Annotated in this window: 21 protein-coding genes; 6 read left to right on the forward strand and 15 right to left on the reverse strand. The window is 38.9% G+C overall.

What is annotated here, in order from left to right:
* Nucleotides 1–166 precede the first annotated feature (166 nt).
* On the forward strand, nt 167–322 hold the full coding sequence (locus tag V5M37_RS15495; protein WP_423798077.1) for a hypothetical protein: 156 nt from the start codon (nt 167–169) through the stop codon (nt 320–322).
* A 166-nt stretch (nt 323–488) separates the two neighbouring features.
* Here the strand turns inward: V5M37_RS15495 and V5M37_RS15500 are convergent, their stop codons facing one another.
* Nucleotides 489–1340 carry an aldo/keto reductase gene (locus V5M37_RS15500; RefSeq protein WP_423798078.1) on the reverse strand — a complete coding sequence of 284 codons (852 nt, stop codon included), beginning with the start codon at nt 1338–1340 and terminating at the stop codon, nt 489–491.
* 21 nt (nt 1341–1361) lie between these two features.
* A complete protein-coding gene (locus tag V5M37_RS15505; protein ID WP_423798079.1) occupies nt 1362–2345 on the reverse strand; it encodes an aldo/keto reductase in 984 nt (327 codons plus the stop codon).
* A gap of 198 nt (nt 2346–2543) precedes the next feature.
* Between V5M37_RS15505 and V5M37_RS15510 the strand changes: the two genes are divergently transcribed.
* On the forward strand, nt 2544–3461 hold the full coding sequence (locus V5M37_RS15510; RefSeq protein WP_423798080.1) for an AraC family transcriptional regulator N-terminal domain-containing protein: 918 nt from the start codon (nt 2544–2546) through the stop codon (nt 3459–3461).
* A 315-nt stretch (nt 3462–3776) separates the two neighbouring features.
* On the opposite strand, the gene V5M37_RS15515 is transcribed toward V5M37_RS15510, so the two are convergent.
* The 7 genes from V5M37_RS15515 to V5M37_RS15545 all read right to left on the reverse strand — a co-directional run bounded on the left by V5M37_RS15515 (nt 3777) and on the right by V5M37_RS15545 (nt 10598).
* A complete protein-coding gene (locus tag V5M37_RS15515) occupies nt 3777–4235 on the reverse strand; it encodes a DinB family protein (protein WP_423798081.1) in 459 nt (152 codons plus the stop codon).
* A 701-nt stretch (nt 4236–4936) separates the two neighbouring features.
* Complete coding sequence (rbsB, locus tag V5M37_RS15520; protein WP_423798082.1) at nt 4937–5854, reverse strand: ribose ABC transporter substrate-binding protein RbsB; 918 nt, start codon at nt 5852–5854, stop codon at nt 4937–4939.
* Between the two features lie 14 nt (nt 5855–5868).
* The gene (gene rbsC / locus V5M37_RS15525; protein ID WP_423798083.1) at nt 5869–6840 is read right to left on the reverse strand and encodes a ribose ABC transporter permease RbsC; all 972 of its coding nucleotides are present in this window, start codon (nt 6838–6840) and stop codon (nt 5869–5871) included.
* Nucleotide 6841: 1 nt separating this feature from the next.
* Complete coding sequence (locus V5M37_RS15530) at nt 6842–8323, reverse strand: sugar ABC transporter ATP-binding protein (RefSeq protein WP_423798084.1); 1482 nt, start codon at nt 8321–8323, stop codon at nt 6842–6844.
* Nucleotides 8324–8341: 18 nt separating this feature from the next.
* Nucleotides 8342–8737: a D-ribose pyranase gene (gene rbsD, locus V5M37_RS15535; protein ID WP_423798085.1), complete on the reverse strand. Its 396-nt coding sequence runs from the start codon at nt 8735–8737 to the stop codon at nt 8342–8344.
* Entirely contained in the window at nt 8738–9616 is an 879-nt protein-coding gene (gene rbsK, locus V5M37_RS15540; RefSeq protein WP_423798086.1) for a ribokinase, read from the reverse strand.
* Nucleotides 9609–10598, reverse strand: coding sequence for a LacI family DNA-binding transcriptional regulator (locus tag V5M37_RS15545; protein ID WP_423798087.1), 990 nt, complete (start codon nt 10596–10598; stop codon nt 9609–9611). The genes rbsK and V5M37_RS15545 overlap by 8 nt, the downstream gene beginning before the upstream one ends.
* Nucleotides 10599–10928: 330 nt before the next feature.
* Here V5M37_RS15545 and trmL point away from each other — a divergent pair, with 330 nt between their 5' ends.
* Nucleotides 10929–11399, forward strand: coding sequence for a tRNA (uridine(34)/cytosine(34)/5-carboxymethylaminomethyluridine(34)-2'-O)-methyltransferase TrmL (trmL, locus tag V5M37_RS15550; protein ID WP_423798088.1), 471 nt, complete (start codon nt 10929–10931; stop codon nt 11397–11399).
* A gap of 58 nt (nt 11400–11457) precedes the next feature.
* Entirely contained in the window at nt 11458–12441 is a 984-nt protein-coding gene (locus tag V5M37_RS15555) for an aromatic acid exporter family protein (RefSeq protein ID WP_423798089.1), read from the forward strand.
* Nucleotides 12442–12662: 221 nt separating this feature from the next.
* On the opposite strand, the gene V5M37_RS15560 is transcribed toward V5M37_RS15555, so the two are convergent.
* The 5 genes from V5M37_RS15560 to V5M37_RS15580 form a co-directional block, all read right to left on the reverse strand.
* Complete coding sequence (locus V5M37_RS15560) at nt 12663–13058, reverse strand: VOC family protein (RefSeq protein WP_423798090.1); 396 nt, start codon at nt 13056–13058, stop codon at nt 12663–12665.
* 255 nt (nt 13059–13313) lie between these two features.
* Nucleotides 13314–15047 (reverse strand): phosphoenolpyruvate--protein phosphotransferase, encoded by a 1734-nt coding sequence (gene ptsP / locus V5M37_RS15565; protein WP_423798091.1) that lies wholly within the window; start codon nt 15045–15047, stop codon nt 13314–13316.
* A complete protein-coding gene (locus V5M37_RS15570) occupies nt 15047–15310 on the reverse strand; it encodes a phosphocarrier protein HPr (protein ID WP_423798092.1) in 264 nt (87 codons plus the stop codon). The genes ptsP and V5M37_RS15570 overlap by 1 nt, the downstream gene beginning before the upstream one ends.
* 61 nt (nt 15311–15371) lie before the next feature.
* On the reverse strand, nt 15372–17435 hold the full coding sequence (locus tag V5M37_RS15575) for a BglG family transcription antiterminator (RefSeq protein ID WP_423798093.1): 2064 nt from the start codon (nt 17433–17435) through the stop codon (nt 15372–15374).
* Between the two features lie 343 nt (nt 17436–17778).
* Nucleotides 17779–18303, reverse strand: a complete 525-nt coding sequence (locus tag V5M37_RS15580) for an N-acetyltransferase family protein (protein WP_423798094.1) — start codon at nt 18301–18303, stop codon at nt 17779–17781.
* Nucleotides 18304–18535: 232 nt separating this feature from the next.
* Here V5M37_RS15580 and V5M37_RS15585 point away from each other — a divergent pair, with 232 nt between their 5' ends.
* Nucleotides 18536–19459, forward strand: a complete 924-nt coding sequence (locus V5M37_RS15585; protein WP_423798095.1) for an alpha/beta hydrolase — start codon at nt 18536–18538, stop codon at nt 19457–19459.
* A 113-nt stretch (nt 19460–19572) separates the two neighbouring features.
* Here V5M37_RS15585 and V5M37_RS15590 read toward each other — a convergent pair whose 3' ends face one another.
* Nucleotides 19573–20157 carry a hypothetical protein gene (locus tag V5M37_RS15590; RefSeq protein WP_423798096.1) on the reverse strand — a complete coding sequence of 195 codons (585 nt, stop codon included), beginning with the start codon at nt 20155–20157 and terminating at the stop codon, nt 19573–19575.
* A 586-nt stretch (nt 20158–20743) separates the two neighbouring features.
* Here V5M37_RS15590 and V5M37_RS15595 point away from each other — a divergent pair.
* On the forward strand, nt 20744–21145 hold the full coding sequence (locus V5M37_RS15595) for a hypothetical protein (protein ID WP_423798097.1): 402 nt from the start codon (nt 20744–20746) through the stop codon (nt 21143–21145).
* Nucleotides 21146–21409: the final 264 nt, after the last annotated feature.

A 21409-nucleotide genomic window follows, 5' to 3' on the forward strand; every position in this document is an offset into this window, starting at 1 on the left:
GTAATTTAGCTCAACTTTCCCTTTGTCCCCCAGCAGCCTTAACTTAAGCCAGATCAATTAATTCTTTGTAATGATAGTAATAAAAACTTAAAACAACGATGACAACCATTGCAGCATAGAGATAAAAAAACAAGAAATCAACTTTTAATTGAAGGAGGTTTTTATGGTGAGTATTTTAGCGAAAATCACCTGTAAATTAAAAGGTCATGTTTATGAAGAAACAAATCAGAGACCTGATGGATGGGGATATATTGCGACTTGGTTCGTATGTAACCGATGTGGCGAGGAAAAAGTAGTCACGGAGCGAGAGGATGAAGTTTAAGTAACAGTTCCTGACTATTATCCATTTATAAAAAAAAATAGTCTTTTCTTTTCCAAAGAAAACGAACCGCTGCAGAAACTCTTAAAAAACAACGCCAGCCAGTTAGCTAAACTGGCTGGCTATCGTTTAAATGTATTACAGAAATAAAGCAAGAAGATAAAGAATTTTATATATCAAGTTTTCGCGTACCGAGCCATTTCACCATTTCAGGATCCCTGTGAGAAAAGAACAAGCTTTCCTTCGTGTCTAGTGCAGCAATTTTCTCCATATCATCATAGCTCAATTCAAAGTCAAAGATATTAAAGTTTTCGATGATTCTTTCCTTACGAACAGACTTTGGAATCGCAACGACGCCTCTTTGTGTTAACCATCGTAAAACCACCTGAGCAACGGATTTATTATGCTTCTCGGCTATTGATGCTAAAATTTCGTTTTGGAACAGGTTATTTTTTCCTTCAGCAAACGGTCCCCAAGACTCGATTTGAACATTGTTCTCCTTCATCAATTTAGCACTTTCTATTTGCTGACAGAAAGGGTGCGTTTCAATTTGGTTTACAGCAGGAACTACTTCATTATGAATAAGGAGATCGGTCAAACGATCCGGATAGAAGTTGCTGACTCCAATTGCTCTAATCTTTCCCTCGCGGTACAATTCTTCCATCGCACGCCATGAACCGTAAACATCGCCATATGGCTGATGAATTAAGTACAAATCCAAATAATCCAATTGCAGTCTTTCCAGAGATCTTTCAAATGCTTTCTTTGTGCGTTCATAGCCTGTATCCTGAACCCATAATTTCGTAGTAATAAACAATTCCTCTCTTGGCACACCACTCCGCTTAATAGCTCTGCCGACCGCTTCTTCATTTAGATAAGAGGCAGCGGTATCAATCAGACGATAGCCTGCCAAAATAGCGTCATAAACAGCTTGTTCACATTCATTTTCATCTTGAATTTGAAAAACACCAAAACCGAGTATCGGCATTTCAACACCATTGTTTAAAATAACTTTTTGCATGAAAAATTTCTCCTTTGTCCTTTATTTTCCCACTCTGTTTGCGTATTCTGCCGGGTAGCGCTCACCCGAAATTTCAATCTTTGATAGTGCATCGTTCAAATCATTCAGTTCTTCATGAGTCAACTCAACTTCCGCTGCCCCAAGATTCTCTTCCAGACGTTCTAGTTTCCTTGTACCTGGAATTGGAACAATCCATGGCTTCTGAGCAAGTACCCATGCTAGTGAGATTTGAGCAGGAGTTGCATCTTTCCCGACTGCAATCTTCTTTATCAGTTCGACCAATATCTGATTCGCTTCGATATTTTCCGGTTTGAAGCGAGGAACAATACTGCGAAAATCGGAGCTAACGAATGTTGCATTTTTATCAATTTTTCCGGTAAGGAAGCCCTTGCCCAGAGGACTGAACGGCACAAAGCCGATTCCAAGTTCTTCAAGGGTAGGCAGCAGTTGTTCTTCAGGACTTCTCCACATCATGGAGTATTCGCTTTGAATGGCGGTGACTGGCTGAACCGCGTGCGCGCGGCGAATTGTTTGTACCCCTGCTTCAGAAAGCCCCCAATGCTTAACCTTACCTTCCTTGATTAACTCTTGTACAACTCCGGCAACTTCCTCAATCGGGACATTTGGATCAACCCGATGCTGATAGTAGAGGTCAATGGTGTCAACTTTTAGGCGATTTAGCGAGCCTTCAACTGATTGCCTGATAGTCTCTGGGTTGCTGTCAAGCACCTGCTTGCCATTTTCCATTTGGATACCGAATTTAGTGGCAATGGCCACTTTACCTTTGAAAGGCTTAATAGCTTCACCAACCAATTCCTCATTCACATATGGACCATAAACTTCGGCAGTGTCGAAGAAAGTAACGCCTCGATTAATGGCTGCATGAATCAGCGAAATCATCTCTTTTTTGTCCGATGCCGGACCATAGCCATGACTCATTCCCATACAGCCAAGACCTATAGCAGAAACTTCTAAGCCGCTATTTCCTAACTTACGCTTTTGCATAATTTATCTTCCTTTCCTTTTTGTAGAATGATTCATAAATGTCTTTTAACTCGTATCCTCATTATGCAACAGTTGAAATCACGCCTGGTATCACAATCCTGTCAAATGATTGCATAATCCTCTCACAACCATTTACGCAGAAAGTAAATTAGCCTTATAATGGGACCATCACGTATGAAGAAACCAAGGGAGAATACTATGTTTGAACAATTATATAGACAAAGAGTTGAGCTCACCAAAATCATAGAGGGTTACACTGGACACGACGGTACTCAAATGACTGCTATTCCTACTTTATTTTTCTCGCGTTACTCTAATGAAACTGGACCAAACTATGGAGTTTACAAGCCTTCCTTATGCATTATTGTTCAAGGGATGAAAGAGGTTTTGTTATCACAGGAACGTTTTCAGTACGGCCCTGCTGATTATCTGGTCGCATCCGTCAACCTGCCAATTACCGGACAAGTCACAGAGGCCTCTTCCGAAGTTCCTTATCTGGCATTAAAACTTGAATTTACACCGAGTGAAATATTAGAAGTGTTACGTGAATTCCAAATGGGAGTGGAAAAGAAGGAAAATCCTAAACGAGGAATGTATGTCAGCAAAATAGAGCCTTCTCTGTTAGACGCAGTAACTAGATTAGCTCGCCTCCTAGATACCCCAAAGGATATCCCTGTCCTTGCTCCTTTAATTAGAAAAGAAATCATTTATAGAGTGCTGCAAGGAGAACATGGAGGAATGCTACAACAAATAGCAATTGAAGGAAGTTCCACCAATCAAATCAGTGACGTGATTGAACATATCTTGAATAACTATGAGATGTCTTTTAAAATCGAGGAACTTGCGGAAATAGCAAATATGAGTGTTTCTTCACTACATCGGCATTTTAAAGAGGTAACAGCAATGAGCCCGATTCAATTCCAAAAACAACTGAGACTTCAAGAAGCTCGGAGCCTGTTATTAGCCGAATCAGCCGATGCAGCAGATGTTGCCTTCCGGGTTGGATATGAAAGTCCATCCCAATTCAGCCGCGAATATTCGCGTATGTTTGGTTTACCGCCTATAGAAGATGTAAAGCGGTTAAGAGATAAGCGTGACAAAACGATAAACCTATGAATCCCCTACCTTATGGTATGCCGTTCTCTTTTGGAGTACCTGCAGGAATAAAAACACATATAAAAACAGCTAAAATAGCAGAGAAATTCGCATAAGAATTCACTCTGCTATTTAGTTGATTTGATAAGGTTTATGACAATCTTCATAACAAAATTAACATTGTAAATAGAAGGTGAATTTGCAGAAGCATAATTTTTATTATGCTCTGCTAATTGCACTGCGAATAGACTTGCTAATTGATAACTAAAAAACGACAGTTTCCCTGTCGTCATTAAAATTTCTTATTAAACATAAGCACCCGAAGCAGTATCAATATTAGGCATTATCTTTAATAAGGATTTGGTTGTTAATATGATGTTCCATATGTTTAAGATAATCTTTTACGAGCCACTCTAATGTTTCTTGTTGATTATTTCCTATATCACAAAGATTTGATAATCTCTCTTTTGGAATATTCGATATAATATTTATGATTTGCTTATTTAGTGCCAAAAATAGATTTAATATCTCCTCAAGTGGTCTTTCTTGATAATTCTGAAATATAACCCATTGGTCTTGATTATATGATTGGATAACAAATGGTTGTTCTTCATACTGAATCTTTATAAACCTATTAATATTATTTATTGCAGAGTCGCATAGATGTCCTAAAATCTCTTTTTTGGACCATTTATTTGGTAATGGGCGATTTGATATCTCTGTTTCTGCCATTGAGTTATATACCTTCGGTAATGTTTGTACCCAGTAGTTTATTGCATTAATTATATCCTCCACACGCCTTCACTCCTTCAATATGTAACTAAAAAACAATATTCATCAAAAGACATTAATATCCCTTCTTAAACTAAACTGCCGTTAGTGCAATAGGGTTCATTTCTAATTTTACTATTCAACCCCTCTTAATAATGCTAAAAGCAGTGCGATTTCGTGTGTGAAATCCACTGCTTTTATACTTGTTTTTATATATGCGTCTTCCTATGTGGGTACTCCAAAAGAGAACGGCTCATCCTTATGGTGGGGGCCTTCTTTTTTACGTGCGCAATCAAAATTTTCTCCTAATCCTAGAAGAGCGTAATCTCTTCCCAAACTGGTAATCTTTGAAGGTCGAGAACCGTCCGACACCGCTGAAAAATAATCCCTTTAGAAGCTGAATTACTACTTTACTAAGGATCACAGGCAAAATAGGTGGCTTATTTTTTACCTATGCCTCACTTTTCTTGCGCTCACAGGAAAAATAGATGCTTTATTAAAGACATTTTCACCTTAAACCGAGGCAGTTTTGTCTTTAATAAGCCGGATTAAAGACATTTTCACCCCAAGCCGGGGTAGTTTTGTCCTTAATAAGGTGAACTAAAGAGTTTTTTTCAGTGGTCTCGAACTGTACCCCGCTTCTTCACCAGTTTAGCAATCATTGAAGCACGAGAACCGTCCCCATGCTTCAAAGGCACGGGAACCGCCCCGTGCCTTAATTTTGTTTATTCTTTTGTGACAAGTTTGAGTGGAGCAGGGATGTTTTTAGGAACTTTCTTCCCTTTGAGTACGTCTATACCTGCGTCAATCGCAAGCTTTCCGATTAAATCTGGCTGCTGTGCAACGGTTGCTTCCATTTTTCCTGCTTTGATTGCATTTAGGGCGTCGTCGTTACCGTCAAAGCCAATGACCATGATGTCTTTACCAGAACTATTGATCGCTTCAATAGCACCGAGTGCCATTTCATCATTATGAGCAAAGACTGCCTTAATATCAGGGTTTGCTTGAAGCAGGTTTTCCATAACGGTTAATCCCTTGGTACGATCGAAATCAGCAGATTGTTTTGCTGTTACTTTTAATTTCTGATCCGCAATATTATGGAAACCTTTTCCTCTTTCACGTGTTGCAGACGCACCTGGCACACCTTCAAGTTCAGCTACTTGAACATTTTCTCCAAGCTTCTTGACAATATAGTCTGCGGCCATTTCCCCGCCCTTTATATTATCGGAAGCTACTAATGTGGCAACCTTCCCTTTTTCTGCCGAACGGTCGAGGGTAACCACCGGAATTCCGATCGTGTTAGCAGATTGAACAGCTGTGGAGATCGCTGCTGAATCGGTTGGGTTAATCAACAAGAGGTCAACACCCTGCTGAATTAAATCCTCAACGTCATTAATTTGTTTAGCAGAGTCATTCTGCGCATCGACTACTTTTACCTGTACTCCTAATGCCTTTGCCTCTTTTTGGACACCATCTCTTAGTGAAACGAAGAATGGGTTATTTAAGGTTGAAACAGATAAACCAATCTTAATATCTTTTAAATCCGATTTTTTCGCCGGCTTTGCCCACTCAGGAGGCTGCATCGAACAGGCGCCCAAAAGCAATAGTGACAGTGATATGAGTAATACAGCTAATTTTTTCATGAAAAGTCCGCTCCTTATGCTGATTTCTTCCGGTCAAGTAAGACAGCGATGGCGATAACAATCCCTTTTACTACCATTTGATAGAAGGAAGATACACCTAAAAGATTCAAGCCGTTGTTTAACGTACCAATAATTAAGGCACCTATCAGCGTTCCAAAAATTCTTCCCTTACCGCCTGATAAGCTTGTCCCGCCTAATACGACCGCCGCAATGGCGTCCAATTCATAAGACGTACCTGCTGTCGGCTGTGCGGAATTCAACCGTGATGTTAAAATGGCCCCTGCCAGTGCAGACAATAAACCAGTCAGACCGTAAATCATTACCTTAACATTGGACACTTTAATACCTGAAATAATAGCCGCCTTTTCATTGCCGCCAATTGCATATGTTTTTCGTCCAAATGGTGTTTTATGAAGAATAATATACAATATTACAAACATGATAATCATCGTTACAGCTGGAACAGGTATTCCCATGAAATATCCTCGGCCAAATAACTGGAATAAATAATTATCGCCAAGCCCTGTGATTGGATTCCCTTTTGTATAAACAAGTGTTAACCCTCTAAAAACCGTCATCGTTGCCAAAGTGGCAATGAATGGGGCCATTTTTCCTTTTGTAATTAGGAGACCATTCACGATTCCCATGATGCCGCCGAGTAAACAGCCGATGATAATCGCTAAGATTGGGTCAAGACCATAGACAATCATCCCTGCCGTTAAAGCACTGCCTAATGCAAGAATCGACCCCACAGATAAATCAATGCCCCCTGTTAAAATAACAAACGTCATCCCAAAAGCAATCAGCGCATTAATCGCGACTTGGCGCAATAAATTTAATATATTTAAAGGTTCTAGGAAACTTGGGTTTAGTACTGAAACAATCACAAATAAGATAATAAGTCCGAGCAGCGGCCCAAGCTTTTGTGTCACCGTATTCAAGAATTTCCCCTTGCCGGCTTTAGCAGTTTCATTGATTGCGTTCATCTCATTGACCTCCCGTTGCCAATGTCATAATTTTTTCCTGAGTTGCTTCATCTTTTTTCAATTCACCAGTAATTTTTCCTTCATGAACAACGAGGATTCGGTCGCTCATTCCCAACACTTCCGGTAACTCTGATGAAACCATAACGATTGCTACCCCGCGGTCTGTCAGTTCATTCATGAGCTGATAGATTTCTCTTTTCGCTCCGACGTCTACCCCTCTTGTCGGTTCATCTAGGATGAGCACTTTCGGACTAATGCCAATCCACTTGGCGATGACCACTTTTTGTTGATTTCCCCCTGACAAATTCCCAACGGCAAGTTCTGCAGATTCCGTTTTGACTGTCAGACGTTTGATCAGCATATTTACAAAATCTTTTTCGCTAGTTTCATTAATAATGCCTTTAGGCGCAAAGCTGTATAAAGATGGCAATACGATATTGTCCTTTATGGAAAAATCCAAAATCAAGCCTTCATCTTTTCGGTCTTCTGTAATAAAACCAATTCCAGCCTTTACGGCCTGGTCAGGTTTTTTGATGACGATTTTCTCACCGTTCAGCCAAATCTCGCCGCTGTCAAATGGATCTAGTCCAAAGATGGCCCGCATAATTTCCGTTCTTCCAGCTCCCATTAGACCGGAAACACCAACAATCTCTCCGGAACGGACTGAAAAATTCACATCCTGGAATACTCCGCCTTTTGTTAATCCTTTTACTTCTAGTACCATTTCGCCCGGTTTGGAATCCCGTTTAGGGAATCGGTCCGTTAATTCCCTGCCTACCATTTTCTTTACAACCTCATCAAAATTCGTATCGCGAATGGCCTTGGTATCTACCGTCTTGCCATCCCGCATGACGGTAATCCGGTCACAGATAGCAAATATTTCTTCCATCCGGTGTGAAATATATACAATCGATACCCCTTCCTTTTTCAAGGAAGAAATGATTTCAAAAAGCTTGCTGATCTCTCTTTCGGTCAATGCGGCAGTTGGCTCGTCCATGATAATAACCTTGGCATCAGTCATCAAGGCCTTAGCAATTTCAATCATCTGCTGTTCCCCAACAGAGCAGCTGCCAGCCTCTTGATCTAGAGGAATCGTAACCATCAGACGGTCAAACTGTTTCTTGGCAAGCGCCTTCATTTCCTTCGTTCTCAGCAGGCCAAGCGGACTCTTCAGTTCTTTCCCGATAAATAAATTTTCTAATACCGTCATATCCGGCCAAATGTTTAATTCCTGGTGGATAAAGGTAATCCCGTTTTGCTCGGCTTCTTTCGGATTTTTAAAATAGGTTTCCTTTCCATCAATCATGATGGTTCCTTCGTCACGAGAATGAAGCCCTGTCAGGACATTCATCATCGTTGATTTGCCAGCCCCATTTTCCCCCATTAAGGCGTGGACTTCTCCATCCAGGAGTTCAAAATTTACTCCTGTTAACACTTGATTGGACCCAAAGGCTTTATGGATGTTCTGCATCGAAACTCGCATTTTTTTCACCTCATTCTTTTAAAAAAACACACCTGATTGTAAAATACAGTTTGCATATGGCGTAATTTCACCTGTGCGAATGACGGCCTTGGCCTTTTTCGTTAGCTGCTTAAAATCCTCATGTGTAACCCGTTCCACATCAATTTCGGAAAATTTGTTTGTTAAATATTTTTCTGTTTGCGGATTGCCCGCTTCTATTTCAGAAGCAATAATACACTTTTCAATGACCATATCGTCTGCAACTGCATCCAACACCTCTTGAAAGGAAGGCGTGCCAGGTTTAAGTGCTAAATCAATTCTAGCCACTCCTTCTGGAATCGGTAATCCTGCATCCGCAATCACAATATAATCGGTATGGCCAAGGTCAGTTAATACCTTGGTAATATGGCTGTTTAAAATTCCATGGCGTTTCATTTACATGCTCTCCTCTACTTCTTCACGTGTTGGCATCCCGCCCTGTGCACCAAACTTTGTAACCGATAGTGATGCCGCACGATTGGCAAATCGAATACTTTCTTCAAAGCCTTTTCCCTCTGCAAGGGCAACAGCAAAGGCAGCGTTAAAGGTATCTCCTGCACCTGTTGTATCAACAGCCTCAACCGGATACGAAGGAACAAGGACCTCCGTTTTGCCATTATGGAAGCGGACACCGTTTTTTCCTTCAGTGATAAATACTTTGTTTGGATATTCTAGTAGCGCCTCATGCAAATCTTTATAGCCAAAAAGGACTGATGCTTCATGCTCATTCGGTGTAATATAGGCTGCCTTTTCGATGACTTCCTTGCGAATTGGCCGGGCAGGCGCTGGGTTTAATAATAGTCGCACCCCGAATTCATGGCATTTTTCGCTGACGTATTCCACTGTTTCTTCAGGGATTTCCTGCTGAATAAGGACAATATCAGATTCGCGGATGACATCCAGGGCCTTTTCGACAAATTCAGGTGTTACATAATCATTTGCCCCCTTTACCACAATGATGCTGTTATCACCTTCTGCTAGGGTAATGTGGGCAGTTCCACTCTCCATATCCGTAACCGGTTCCACATAATTGGTTAACACATGATTTTTCTTAAAATTTTCAAGGATTGCTTTTCCGAATGCGTCGTCCCCGATACACCCGACCATATATACCTTTGCACCCAATCTGGCGGCGGCAACGGCTTGGTTGGCTCCTTTGCCGCCAGGAACCGTTTTAAACGATTCTCCTAAAATCGTTTCTCCTTTACCCGGTCTTTTGGGGGCTGTCACTACTAAGTCCATCGATGAACTTCCGATTACGGTTATTTTAGCCATTGTCCTCAACCTTTCTAGTCGTTTGCCTGTCAATAAAGGTAACGGGCAATTGAATATTTTTTTGCTCAATGAGCTCATTACTAATAATTGCAATTAATAGTTTTGCTGCTTCCTTTCCCATATCATACGCCGGCTGCCGAATCGTCGACAACGGCGGGAACAGCAAGCTGCTAAGCGGGATATCATCATAGCCGATGATTTGCAGTTCACCTGGAATGGATATGCCTCTTCTCAATGCCTCATGTAAAATGGCTGCAGCTCCAAGGTCATTTCCGGCAATCACGCCATCTGTTCCAGGAAATTTATCAAATAGTTCCCTTGCTGTTTTTTCAGCATCATCAAAAGTAAATGACGCAGTGGTCATGACATTAAAACTGACATTTGAATTGCATAGCTCATCGATTGCCCCTTTAAATCGATCTTGGGCTGTCTTCAATTCCATCGGCCCTTTAAGCAGTGTAATCCGCTTGCTTCCCCTTCTAATGATTTCTTTTGCCGCCATTTTTCCACCGGTTAATCCATCCGCATACACAGAGGGATGCTGATTGGAGGTCCGATCAAGAAAGACGACCGGGAAGCCAAGACTCTCATAATAGCTTGTTTCAGTTTGATTGGTTGCTGCGATGAGACCGATTACATTATTTTGTTTAAATGTATGGATATAATCAAGTTCTTTTGCTGGGTTCTCATCCGCATTTCCAATGATCAGTCGAAAACCGTGCTCCTGCATCGTGTCTTCAACCCCACGTGCTAACTCAGGAAAAAATGGATTTCGAATATCCGGAAGCAATAAACCGATTAACCTTGATTTTTTCTTATATAACGACCTTGCCACTTCATTTGGCTTATAATTTAATTCCTGAATCGCTTTATTGATTAGTTTCCTAGTATCTTCATGAACATATCCCTTATCATTTAAAGCTCTGGAAACTGTCGCTACAGATACTCCAGCTTTTTTGGCAACATCTCGTATTGTAGCCATTTAGTTTCACCTCTTATGTGTAACCGATTACACATAAAGATTAACACATCATATTTTATTATGCAACAATAATAATGTCGAAATGCCTCGATTTTTTGTTTGGCATATTTATATTAAGGATATGAATTAAACCAAATAGTCCTATCATCATCACCGTTTTTTATATACAACAAGCTTAATTAGTACAACATGCGACCAAAAGACTCTATATGGCAACAGGTCGCCGAAGCGTCCGTATCGTTGAACCCTTGTCCCCTTTATCGTAAGTACATATCCTCCCATTCTTTATGCTATAATTTGGAGGGAAAATAAAGACAGAGGTGACCATTCTTGGCAATACATGTTGTCCTATATCAACCAGAAATACCGTCAAATACGGCAAATATTGCACGTACTTGTGCCGCAACGGATACAGCCTTACATTTAATCCGGCCACTTGGTTTTTCAACAGATGAAAAAATGATAAAACAAGCAGGTTTAGATTTCTGGCAGTCTGTTAACATAACGTACTATGACTCATTGGATGACTTTTTTTCAAAAAATCAAGGTGAGTTTTACTATATTGAAACGTTTGGTGAAAAAGCACATTCATCCTTTGATTTCAGTGATGTTTCAAAGGAACATTATTTTATGTTTGGAAAAGAAACAACAGGATTACCAAAAGATTTACTAAGAACACATAAAGATCACTTTCTGAGGATACCAATGAATGATCATGTTCGTTCCCTGAACCTTTCGAATACAGCTGCGATATTGGTGTATGAGGCCTTACGCCAACAGGGATTTCCCAAGTTAAAATAAAAATCTTCCATCTTGGAAGATTTTTTAAAAAAACTTTAAGATTAAAAGAGGTAAGCATATGGGAAGATACAAAATCGGCTATCGTACATTAAAGACAGCCATTGGCACGGCAGCAGCGATCATCATTGCTCAATTTTTCGGCCTGAATTTTTTTGCTTCTGCCGGCATCATAACGATTTTATGTATACAAAACTCCAAGAAAAAATCCCTCAAAACTGCGTATGCCCGTTTTGTTGCTTGTATACTTGGCATCGGCTTTTCCTTTATATTCTTTGAAGGGATCGCCTACCATCCACTGGTCATTGGCTTATTACTATTACTCTTCATACCGGTTACTGTTCTTTTCAAGGTTTCGGAAGGTGTGGTAACTAGTTCTGTCATCATTCTACATATCTACTCAGGGCACCAAATAACGGCGGGAATCGTTTTAAACGAGGTCTATCTTATTGTCATTGGCATTGGAACTGCCCTGCTGGTCAACTTGTATATGCCTAGTCTAGATTCTAAGCTAAAGCAGTATCAAGTAGAAATCGAGAAAAACTTCCGCAAAATCTTTGAGGAAATGGTTTCCTATTTACGGACAAATGAAAGCCGTTGGATGGGGAATGAAATTACGGAGACGGCGGGCTTGCTGGAAGAAGCTAAAAGTTTGGCGTTTAGAAATGTAGAGAATCATTTTTTACGTTCAGAAAATTACTTTTATCATTATTTTCAAATACGTGAAAAACAATTTGAAATTATTGAGCGGGTTTTACCCATCGTGACATCCATTGAGCCATTAGTCAAACAAAGATATATGATTGCAGATTTTCTTGAAGTAGTAAGCAGTTCCATTCACCCAGGGAACACGGCACAGCAGTTATTAAATCGTTTATATGAACTACAAGCCCAATTTAAGGATGAACCTCTCCCGGAAACAAGGGAGGAATTTGAGGCCAGGGCGCAATTATTTCAATTGATAAAAGAGATGGAGCAGTATCTACTGATAAAGAAAGCTTTAAAAGTGGAATCGAAGGATTTCCAACCATTTCTTAACCCCTAAATAAAAACGTATATGAACTGGAAATCATGCAAGATGATCATTTCTTCAAAATAACATAAAAATGCCACCTATCTCATTTTTTCGAGATATGTGGCTTTTATTCTTTAAGGGCGGATGAACATTGCTTGGTACAAGCAAATATTTCACCTAATCATGAGAACTTAATTCATCCCAGTCTATCAAATTTTGAGGCACGAGAACCGTCCCCTTGCTTCATATCACTAAGGAAGATTTATTTGCCACGAAACGCCGAAACGGTCATTTACCCAACCAAACTTTTTACTGAAACCATAATTGTTTAAAGGCATAAGTGCTTGTCCACCTTCAAGGAGTTTCTCATAAAGAAAGTCAAGCTCTTCTTCAGTATTACAAGTAAGAAAGATTGAGAAAGAAGGTGTAAAAGAGAATTGATGTTTGACAAAACTGTCAATACACCTAAATTCTTGGCCTTTCAAGGTAAAAGTAGCCTGCATGACGGTGCCTTCTGGACCAGCTGCATTAGCCCCGTATCGAACAATGCTTGTAATTTGAGAATCCTCAATGATAGATGTATAAAAATTCATCGCTTCTTCTGCGTTGCCTTCTTGAAACATTAAAAACGGTGTTACCTTTTCCATTTTTTATCCACCTCCTAATTATATGTACTAGATTATATTATAGTTGATTTTATTATTGAACTAAAGCATCGTGATTGGTTTAATAGCAAGTCAAAAACAATATCTGCTTTAATCATGGTTTTTCTACTTTGTGGTGGAAATACACTATGTATCATCATGTTCTTACTAGAAATATTGAATAATAGTTAACGAGGACAGTTTTATTTTTTTAAAAATAAAACCGTCCTCGTTAAAAATCATTTTTTGTTGTCGTCCCTATTTAATAAATTCCTTTACGGCTTCGATTACTTCATTTGTAGTTCTCATTTGCAAGGCTTTTTCTGCTAAGTTTTTCATTTCTGCTTTAGAAAGACGAAGAATTTGGGAACGTGCTTTCAGGATCGATGTTGCACTCATGGAGAACTCATCGAGTCCAAGGCCTAAGAGAAGTGGAATGGCTTTTTCGTCCCCTGCCATTTCACCGCACATACCTGCCCATTTACCTTCAGCATGAGCAGCATCGATGACCATTTTAACCAATCTTAAGATGGACGGACTGTATGGCTGATAGAGATAGGAAACACGTTGGTTCATACGATCAGCAGCCATTGTATATTGGATTAAATCATTTGTACCAATGCTGAAAAAATCCACTTCCTTAGCAAACTGATCAGCCAAAACAGCAGTAGAAGGAATTTCCACCATGATGCCAAGCTCGATTTTTTCCGCTACCTGTTGGCCCTCAGCCAACAGCTTTTGCTTTTCTTCTTCAAGAAGTGCCTTTGCCGAACGGAACTCATCAAGTGTAGCAATCATCGGAAACATGATTTTTAAATTCCCATAAACGCTTGCTCGAAGCAAGGCTCGAAGCTGTGTCCGGAACATATCCTGCATTTCTAAGCATAAGCGAATCGCTCTAAATCCAAGGAACGGATTCATTTCTTTTGGCAGTTCTAAATACGGCAGTTCTTTATCGCCGCCGATATCAAGCGTGCGAATCACGACAGGCTTTCCTTCCATTCCCTCTAATACCGTTTTAAACGCAGCAAATTGCTCCTCTTCTGTTGGAAGCTGAGTGCGACCCATATATAAAAACTCCGTTCGGTATAAGCCGACCCCTTCGCCTCCATTTTCGAGAACTCCGGTAAGATCCTCTGGTTTTCCTATATTGGCAGCGAGTTCAACATGCTCGCCATCTTTTGTGATGGTCGGCTCGTTGACCAGCTTGGCCCACTCGGCCTTTTGTGCTTCGTAAGCGGCCTTTTTCCCGTTATATTCTTTGATGACCTCTTCAGTTGGATTGACAATGACCTTTCCATCTAATCCATCAAGAATAACAACATCGCCATTTTTAATGTCTTCCATGACCGTTTTGGTTCCAACAACAGCTGGAATTTCCATAGATCGAGCCATTATAGCCGAATGAGAAGTGCGTCCGCCGATATTGGTTGTAAATCCTTTAACAAACTGACGGTTTAATTGAGCAGTATCAGAAGGTGTTAAATCCTCTGCAATCATAATAACTTCTTCAGAAATCAAGCTTGGGTTAGGGATTGTTACCCCTAAAAGATGCGACAATATCCGCTTGGCCACATCGCGAATGTCAGCAGCCCGTTCTTTCATATATTCGTTATCCAATGCTTCAAACATTGATACGAACATGTTGACTACTTCTTGTAAGGCAAACTCTGCATTAACGTGTTCATTTTGTATTTTATCTTTGATTTGATTAATAAGTTCCGGGTCATTTAGGACAAGCAAGTGGGCTTCAAAAATTTCAGCCTTATCGTCACCCAGATTCAAAGAGGTATGCTCTTTGATTTTCTGGAGTTCTCCCTTTGACAACTCAAGCGCCTGTTCAAGGCGTTTTATTTCAAGATTAACATCTGTTATCGCGTTTTTCTCTACTTTCAAGTCTGGATTTTCTAAGCGGAAGGCTTTTGCAATCGCAATCCCGCTTGATGCCGCAATGCCTGAAATCTCTTTTGTTAAAACTTCTTCCGTTATCATTATACGAGACCTCCACTTTTTAGAGTATCTTCTAATAAACTAAGTGCTTCATTTTCATCAGAACCTTCAGTCGATACTTTGATTTCTGCATTTTTTGGAATCCCTAATGACATAACGCCCATAATTGATTTTAGGTTTACTGATTTGCCGTTGTATTCTAATGTGATCTCAGCATTAAATTTGCTTGCTGCTGATACTAGTATTGTTGCTGGGCGTGCATGGATCCCTGTTTCATCTATAATTGTGAACGTTTTGCTTACCATAATAAAATCAAGCTCCTCTAGTTTTAAATTACTCTTTAGCTTATTTCCAAGGAACGACTGTTCAGTCAATTGTGGAGTTTTGGCTAAGGAATGATGTGATGTCGTCAATCGACTCTAATTCATTTAACAATTCAAGGTTTTTCGTTTCATTGAGCAGTTCTGTCAATTGCGACAGCGCTTTAAGATGGGTCGTATTATCAGTTGCTGCAATACAAAACAGCAATCGAACCGGATAATCATTGTTGTTTAAAAAGTAAACTGGTTTTTTAAGCTTTAAAAAACTCATCCCAATCCGATTAACTCCCTTTTCCGGACGAGCATGCGGGATTGCTACCTCCGGACCAATGACGACATATGGACCTAATGTATCAATATTTTCAATCATCGCATCAACATAGGATGTTTCAATTGTCCCGTTGATCAGAAGAGGACTTGCCGCTGCTTTTATTGCCTCTTTCCAATCAAAAACCTCTTCCATTACCTGGATGGTTTCAGCTTGCAATAAATCTTCTAATGATGGCTGTTTCCCTTTATAAACATTATCTTTTTTATAAAATATGAAGCGACTTAATTCCTTCTTTAAGCCTTCTTCATCGTAAATTGTAGTGAACTTTCCAATGGTTTGAATCAGTTCTTTCAAGGAAATATCGTGATATTGAGTACCAAACAGCAGGTGATAAACTTCTTTGACTAAATTATGCTTTTCATTTGGTGTCATAATTGGCTTCACATAAAAACAAGGTAGTTTTGTCTCTAGCTTTACTGTCGAAAAAACTAAATCATAATGGTCAAATTGTCCTTCCTGAAATTCTCGTAATGATAAGGTTTTTTCAACTTCAATCTCTGAGAAAAGTGATTCCAGCTGGTGTTTCACCATTAATGACGAACTAATCCCGCTTGGACAAACCACGATGGCTTTCTTCTTTTCCGGCATTTCCTGTTTTGGTCTTTCTAACAAAGCTCCAAAGTGGATCGTGATAAACCCTATTTCCTCCTCAGGGATAGTGATTTTCAACAAGGTTCCAATCGGATGCAGTATCTCCTTCACAATCATGTATAGCTCTTTATGCTCATTCTTAATTTGATGAAGAAGTGGATTTTCAACGGGAATCCGGTACTTCATACGAAAAAAGGCTGGCTTAAAATGCTGGTACAACGTATGGACCACTTCATCCTTTTTTTCAAAAACAATGCAGGCCTTAGTCTCAAAATCAAAAACAAGCTGTTGGCATAGTTTAAATAAAAAATCCTGTTCATAGTTGGAGGCAGAACTTTTTTCAAAAGATAATCCAAGAAATTGGACCGTTAAGTAACATAACTCTGATTGCTCATTCTCGAGATGGAGAAGTTGACTTAAAGTTAACGCCACTTGATGCATCGGATCTTTTTTTAATAGAGCCACTTCATCTGAGTGAAATTGTACAAACTTTTTTTTCTGCAGCCGGTAATAATAAAAAATCAAAAAATTGGCTAATTGATGTAAACGTTCTTCTACAAAATTAAGAGAAAACTGCTTTTCAATTTGTTTAAGAATGGTTAAAACTTCTCGAAAACCAATTTTTTTAGTTTCTTCCTTTAATAGATAATCCAGCAGTTCTTCAAAGTAAGGGACCTGGATCAGGCGGGATATGTAGTGCATGGCAAGTGCTCTTTTATCGAACTCTGTTCCAACCAGATGATAGCCATACTTTCGGGAATAGCGTATTTCCACCAAAAAAGAGCCAATCATTTTATTTGCCTTTTTGATATCGGAAATCACCGTGTTCTTACTGACTTGTAAAAGCTGCGTTAAATGAACGGATGAAATAGTATCATTTCGCATAAATACATAAAGGTAGATAACCGCCAAGCGCTCTTCTTCGGAAAAAACAAAATTCCGCTCATGATGATTTATTTCCTGATCGCGAAAATATTCCACTACAGCTTCAGGCACTACAATATAATGAACACCTTTGAATTGGATGATGGGGAGGTCTTTCTCCTTTAGCCATTGATTCACTTTATCCAAATCATAGGATATTTGACGTTTCGTTAATTGCGTTGCATCCATAATCTGAGTCATGTTGACACTCTTCACTTTTAAAAGATAATCCAATAAAAGCGAAGGACGTTTATCAATCACCATCGGCATGTCCTCCTATTAACATCATAATATCAACCGCTTTCATTTGGTTTACCGATTGGGAACAAATGATGTACGGCCCAACTTACAAAATTGCGCTGAACCCCTTTTAAGACAAATACTTATTTTAATATGGGCGATTCAAAAAAATTTGTCAAAAAGAGTCCTTGTTTTACCCGGGGAAAAGTAGAAACAATAAACTAGTGCACTGATAAAGTCCCCCCTAAGCAAAAAAGGTATAATTCCTCAATATCTGAGAGAATTATACCTTTTATGTAACGATAGGACTTTACTTGGAGAGGTGGGTATACTAGTAGATATCGGACACTTTAGTTCAACAAAAAAATTAAAATATCTCCCCAATATTTTCCCAACCATACACTAGTTCGGAAAGTTTCTTCCCTGCAATCAGTACTTCAACAGCATCAATTTTTTTACCGCCAAGTGCTTCATAAAATAGACGAGAAATATTATCTTTTAAAACAAGAACAAGCATTGAGTTTAAACCCATTCCTTTAATTTCATCTATGATTGGTTTAACAAGTGCTTTTCCAATACCTTGTCCTTGATACACTTTTAAAATATAAATTGCATATAACTCCCCATCAAATCCATTATATTTACCACTTCTTTCTTTACCTCCAGAAGAAAAACCGACAATTTTCCCTTCATTATTTTCTGCTACATATACACCCCCATTGGGAATGTTGTTTATCCATATCTGTTCCCGACTTTCATATGTTAAATTATTTAAGTATTCGTCTGGAACAATATTGGCATATGTTGTTTTCCAACTGTCGACGTGTACTTTAGCTATTCCTTTCGTATCAGTTAAATCTGCTTTCCTAATTTTAATAAACCCGTTATCCATTTGTTCATCTCCTCCACATACCACATTATACCATTTACTCCTGCTTCCCTTTTGAGCTAGCCTGACCCGTTGTTCAATAAAAAAGGAGGTGCCGCAGCTACCTCCGTTTATAAGTTTTTTCGCAAACAACTTCATCCCAAAAATCACAATATAACAATTTTGGTTTTTCCGTTTTTTGACCATCGGCATATGATAAAGTACCGATTACTTAAAATGGACAGGAGGAGTTAGAATGGATGAAGAGAGTAAGGAGAAAAAAAGTAAAGCCCTCTGGCGGCCTTTATTGGCAGCACCGTTTTTATTTTTTCTGCCCCCTCTTAGCATCGGCTTGTATCTAACCCATCCCTTCCCTGCAAAAACTACGAAAAACCCAAGGGATTACGGTATGGATTTCGAGGAAATCGAATTTCACAGCAGAAAAGACAAAGTTAAGCTAGCTGGCTGGTGGATTCCTTCAACTTCAAAGCAAAGCAAAAAAACAGTCATTACTGCACACGGTTATATGAATGAACGTTCCATGGAAAGGATTGAAGGACTCAAGCTTGCAAGAGTTCTTTCGGAACAAGGATATAATGTGTTGATGTTTGATTTTCGAAATGCCGGTAAATCAAAAGGAAGAACGACGGGGTTAGGTTTCTTTGAAAATCACGATTTATATGCGGCCATTGATTATGCCATTCAGAAAAAAAATCAGAAACACATCGCTCTTCTTGGCTGGAGTATGGGTGCTTCCACTGCACTTATTGCCGGATGCGAACATTCTGCAGTGTCTGCCATCATTGCCGATAGTCCCTTTAGTGATTTAGAACCGTTTTTAAAAGAAAATCTTTCTTATTGGTCCAAATTACCGAAGAAGCCCTTTACATCAATTATTTATCACTCCATGCGAAAACTCCTTAAAATTGACCCTAATGAGGTTTCCCCAATCAATCATGTAAAGAACGCTAAGGGAAAATCTTTCTTATTCATTCACAGTAAATCAGATAAAGCCATTCCTTATACCGAAAGTAAAAGTTTATTCCATTCGGTCTCATCCAGTAACTATAGAGAATTATGGCTGACGGAGGGTTGTCAACACATTCATTCTTATCCTACGAATAAAAAAGAGTATACACGCCGTGTTGTCCAGTTCCTTGATAGGTACTTAAGATCTTAGTAAAATTAATCTCACAACTTAAAGGGCTTGCCCTATAAGTCCCTAAATAAAACAAACGGAGAAAAACGGATCGCTTTTCTCCACTTGGATAGATTAGCAGGACCAGGAGCTTTCTATTGAGTCGAGTTCATCGAGTTTATCTCTTCTATAATATGATTAGAATAAGCTTGGCAATAGTTCATAACGGCATCCACGACTACTTGAGAAGAATATTCCAAGTAATTCTCCATATAATTTCTATTATTCGGTTCCAGGAAGATCCCGATAAATCCAATCAATAAATCGTTTACTAGCTTGGTTTGGAAGTAAACACTTTCGGCATGTGGTACTTGCTCTTCAATGGTTGAGCCTTGATATACTAACTCCTTAAACCTAGGCATGTTTTCGGCGATGAAATTCGATTCTTTCACTTGATTAGGAACATTCACCAAAGTCGATTGGAAGCTTTCATGAGAGAGAAACTTCTCATCTTCAATACACTCCATTAAGAAAGATACGGCAGTATTGGTATATGCATATTGAAGGGTAACATTTACCAATAGTGACTCCAGGTACTCTTCAGGAGAACCCACACTGTCTCTTGCTTGTAAAAAAATCTTCCTAATCCCTTCTTGCAACTCCACTTTATCCCAATTGGGCTCCCTAATAATCGCACCAAAAATGTCCGCTGTGTTTTTCAATAGCACCTCTATTGACAATGCCGTCATCTCCTCGAAGTAGTTTATTTTCGTTAATATGTATCAGCCTAAGGTTAGGCTCAACTTTTAAAACTTTGTTTAAAATTAAAGAACTTTTCTGATAATCTTACAAAAATTATGACAGCCTACATTTAATTATAACGCAGACATCAAACGACATAAACTGAATTTAAGTAAGAATTTATGAGGTTTGCTTTTTAAACACACCTTATCTTCATATCCTTATTATTTGGCCCACTTAAAACATTCATCGACGGTAAGATTTATAAAACCCAACCAACAATGTCAACTAAGTTGACATATTGGTCTATTCGATTTAAAATATTATTAGTGAACTTGGTTGACAATTAGTATAATGAGAAAAGCGATTATGTTTAATATAGTAGAAATAGTCACCTATGCTTCACATGGTTTCTACAAAATATAATACCTTAGAACAATAGATTAATAGTTTAAAGGTTTGATTAAACCAAAAATAATAGTATGAAGAAACATGAGTCGATTGTTTTGGAGTGGGGATTTTAGTTAATAATGAAGTCCATTAAACACATTTAAAATCCTGTATCTTAAGAATGGAGAATATAGCATGTATGAAAAACTTTATTTTATTTATAATCCGTTAACTGGTTGTAAAGATTGGGTATCTGAAAGAGAATTTAATGTTGGCTCACTAAAACTGAAAAGTATATTCGGTGTTCTTTATTTTAGCGATCTAAAGATCATGTTACATTTTAATGCCCCTTTCAAGACTGCGATTGTAAAAGAATATAGGTTAGCAAATGAACAATCGATTGCCCTACATCATGTATGCCGATTGATAAGTCAAGCAGAATTGATGGAATTTCTAAACCTGGAAGTGAAAAACAAAGCTCAAAATGATAACAACGATGTTCCCTACCCATCTAGTGTAGAATTGAGAGATGGTTATTTTATTTGGAATGAGCATTCAGGTTGTTATGAACAGGAAGCAGTTTTAACGACGGTCTGATAATACCTAATAAATATTTCAAACACACCAAGAAATTTAATTAAAGAGTTGTTATTAATAGAGTCGAAATAATCCACCTAAAGGGTGGATTATTTTTTTCGGTTAAATGACAGAATGGTTACGGTTAAACCAAGTTAATATCCATTCCAACAATGTTCTGGTGCATGGGGACGGTTCTCATGATCTAAAAGCTGACTCATGTTATAAATCAACCAACCTTCCTCTCGTACAAGCAGACAAAAAGTGAAGCAAAAGAACCGTCCC

The sequence above is a fragment of the Neobacillus sp. SAB-20_R2A genome, assembly GCF_049568635.1.
Classification (GTDB): domain Bacteria; phylum Bacillota; class Bacilli; order Bacillales; family Cytobacillaceae; genus Neobacillus; species Neobacillus citreus.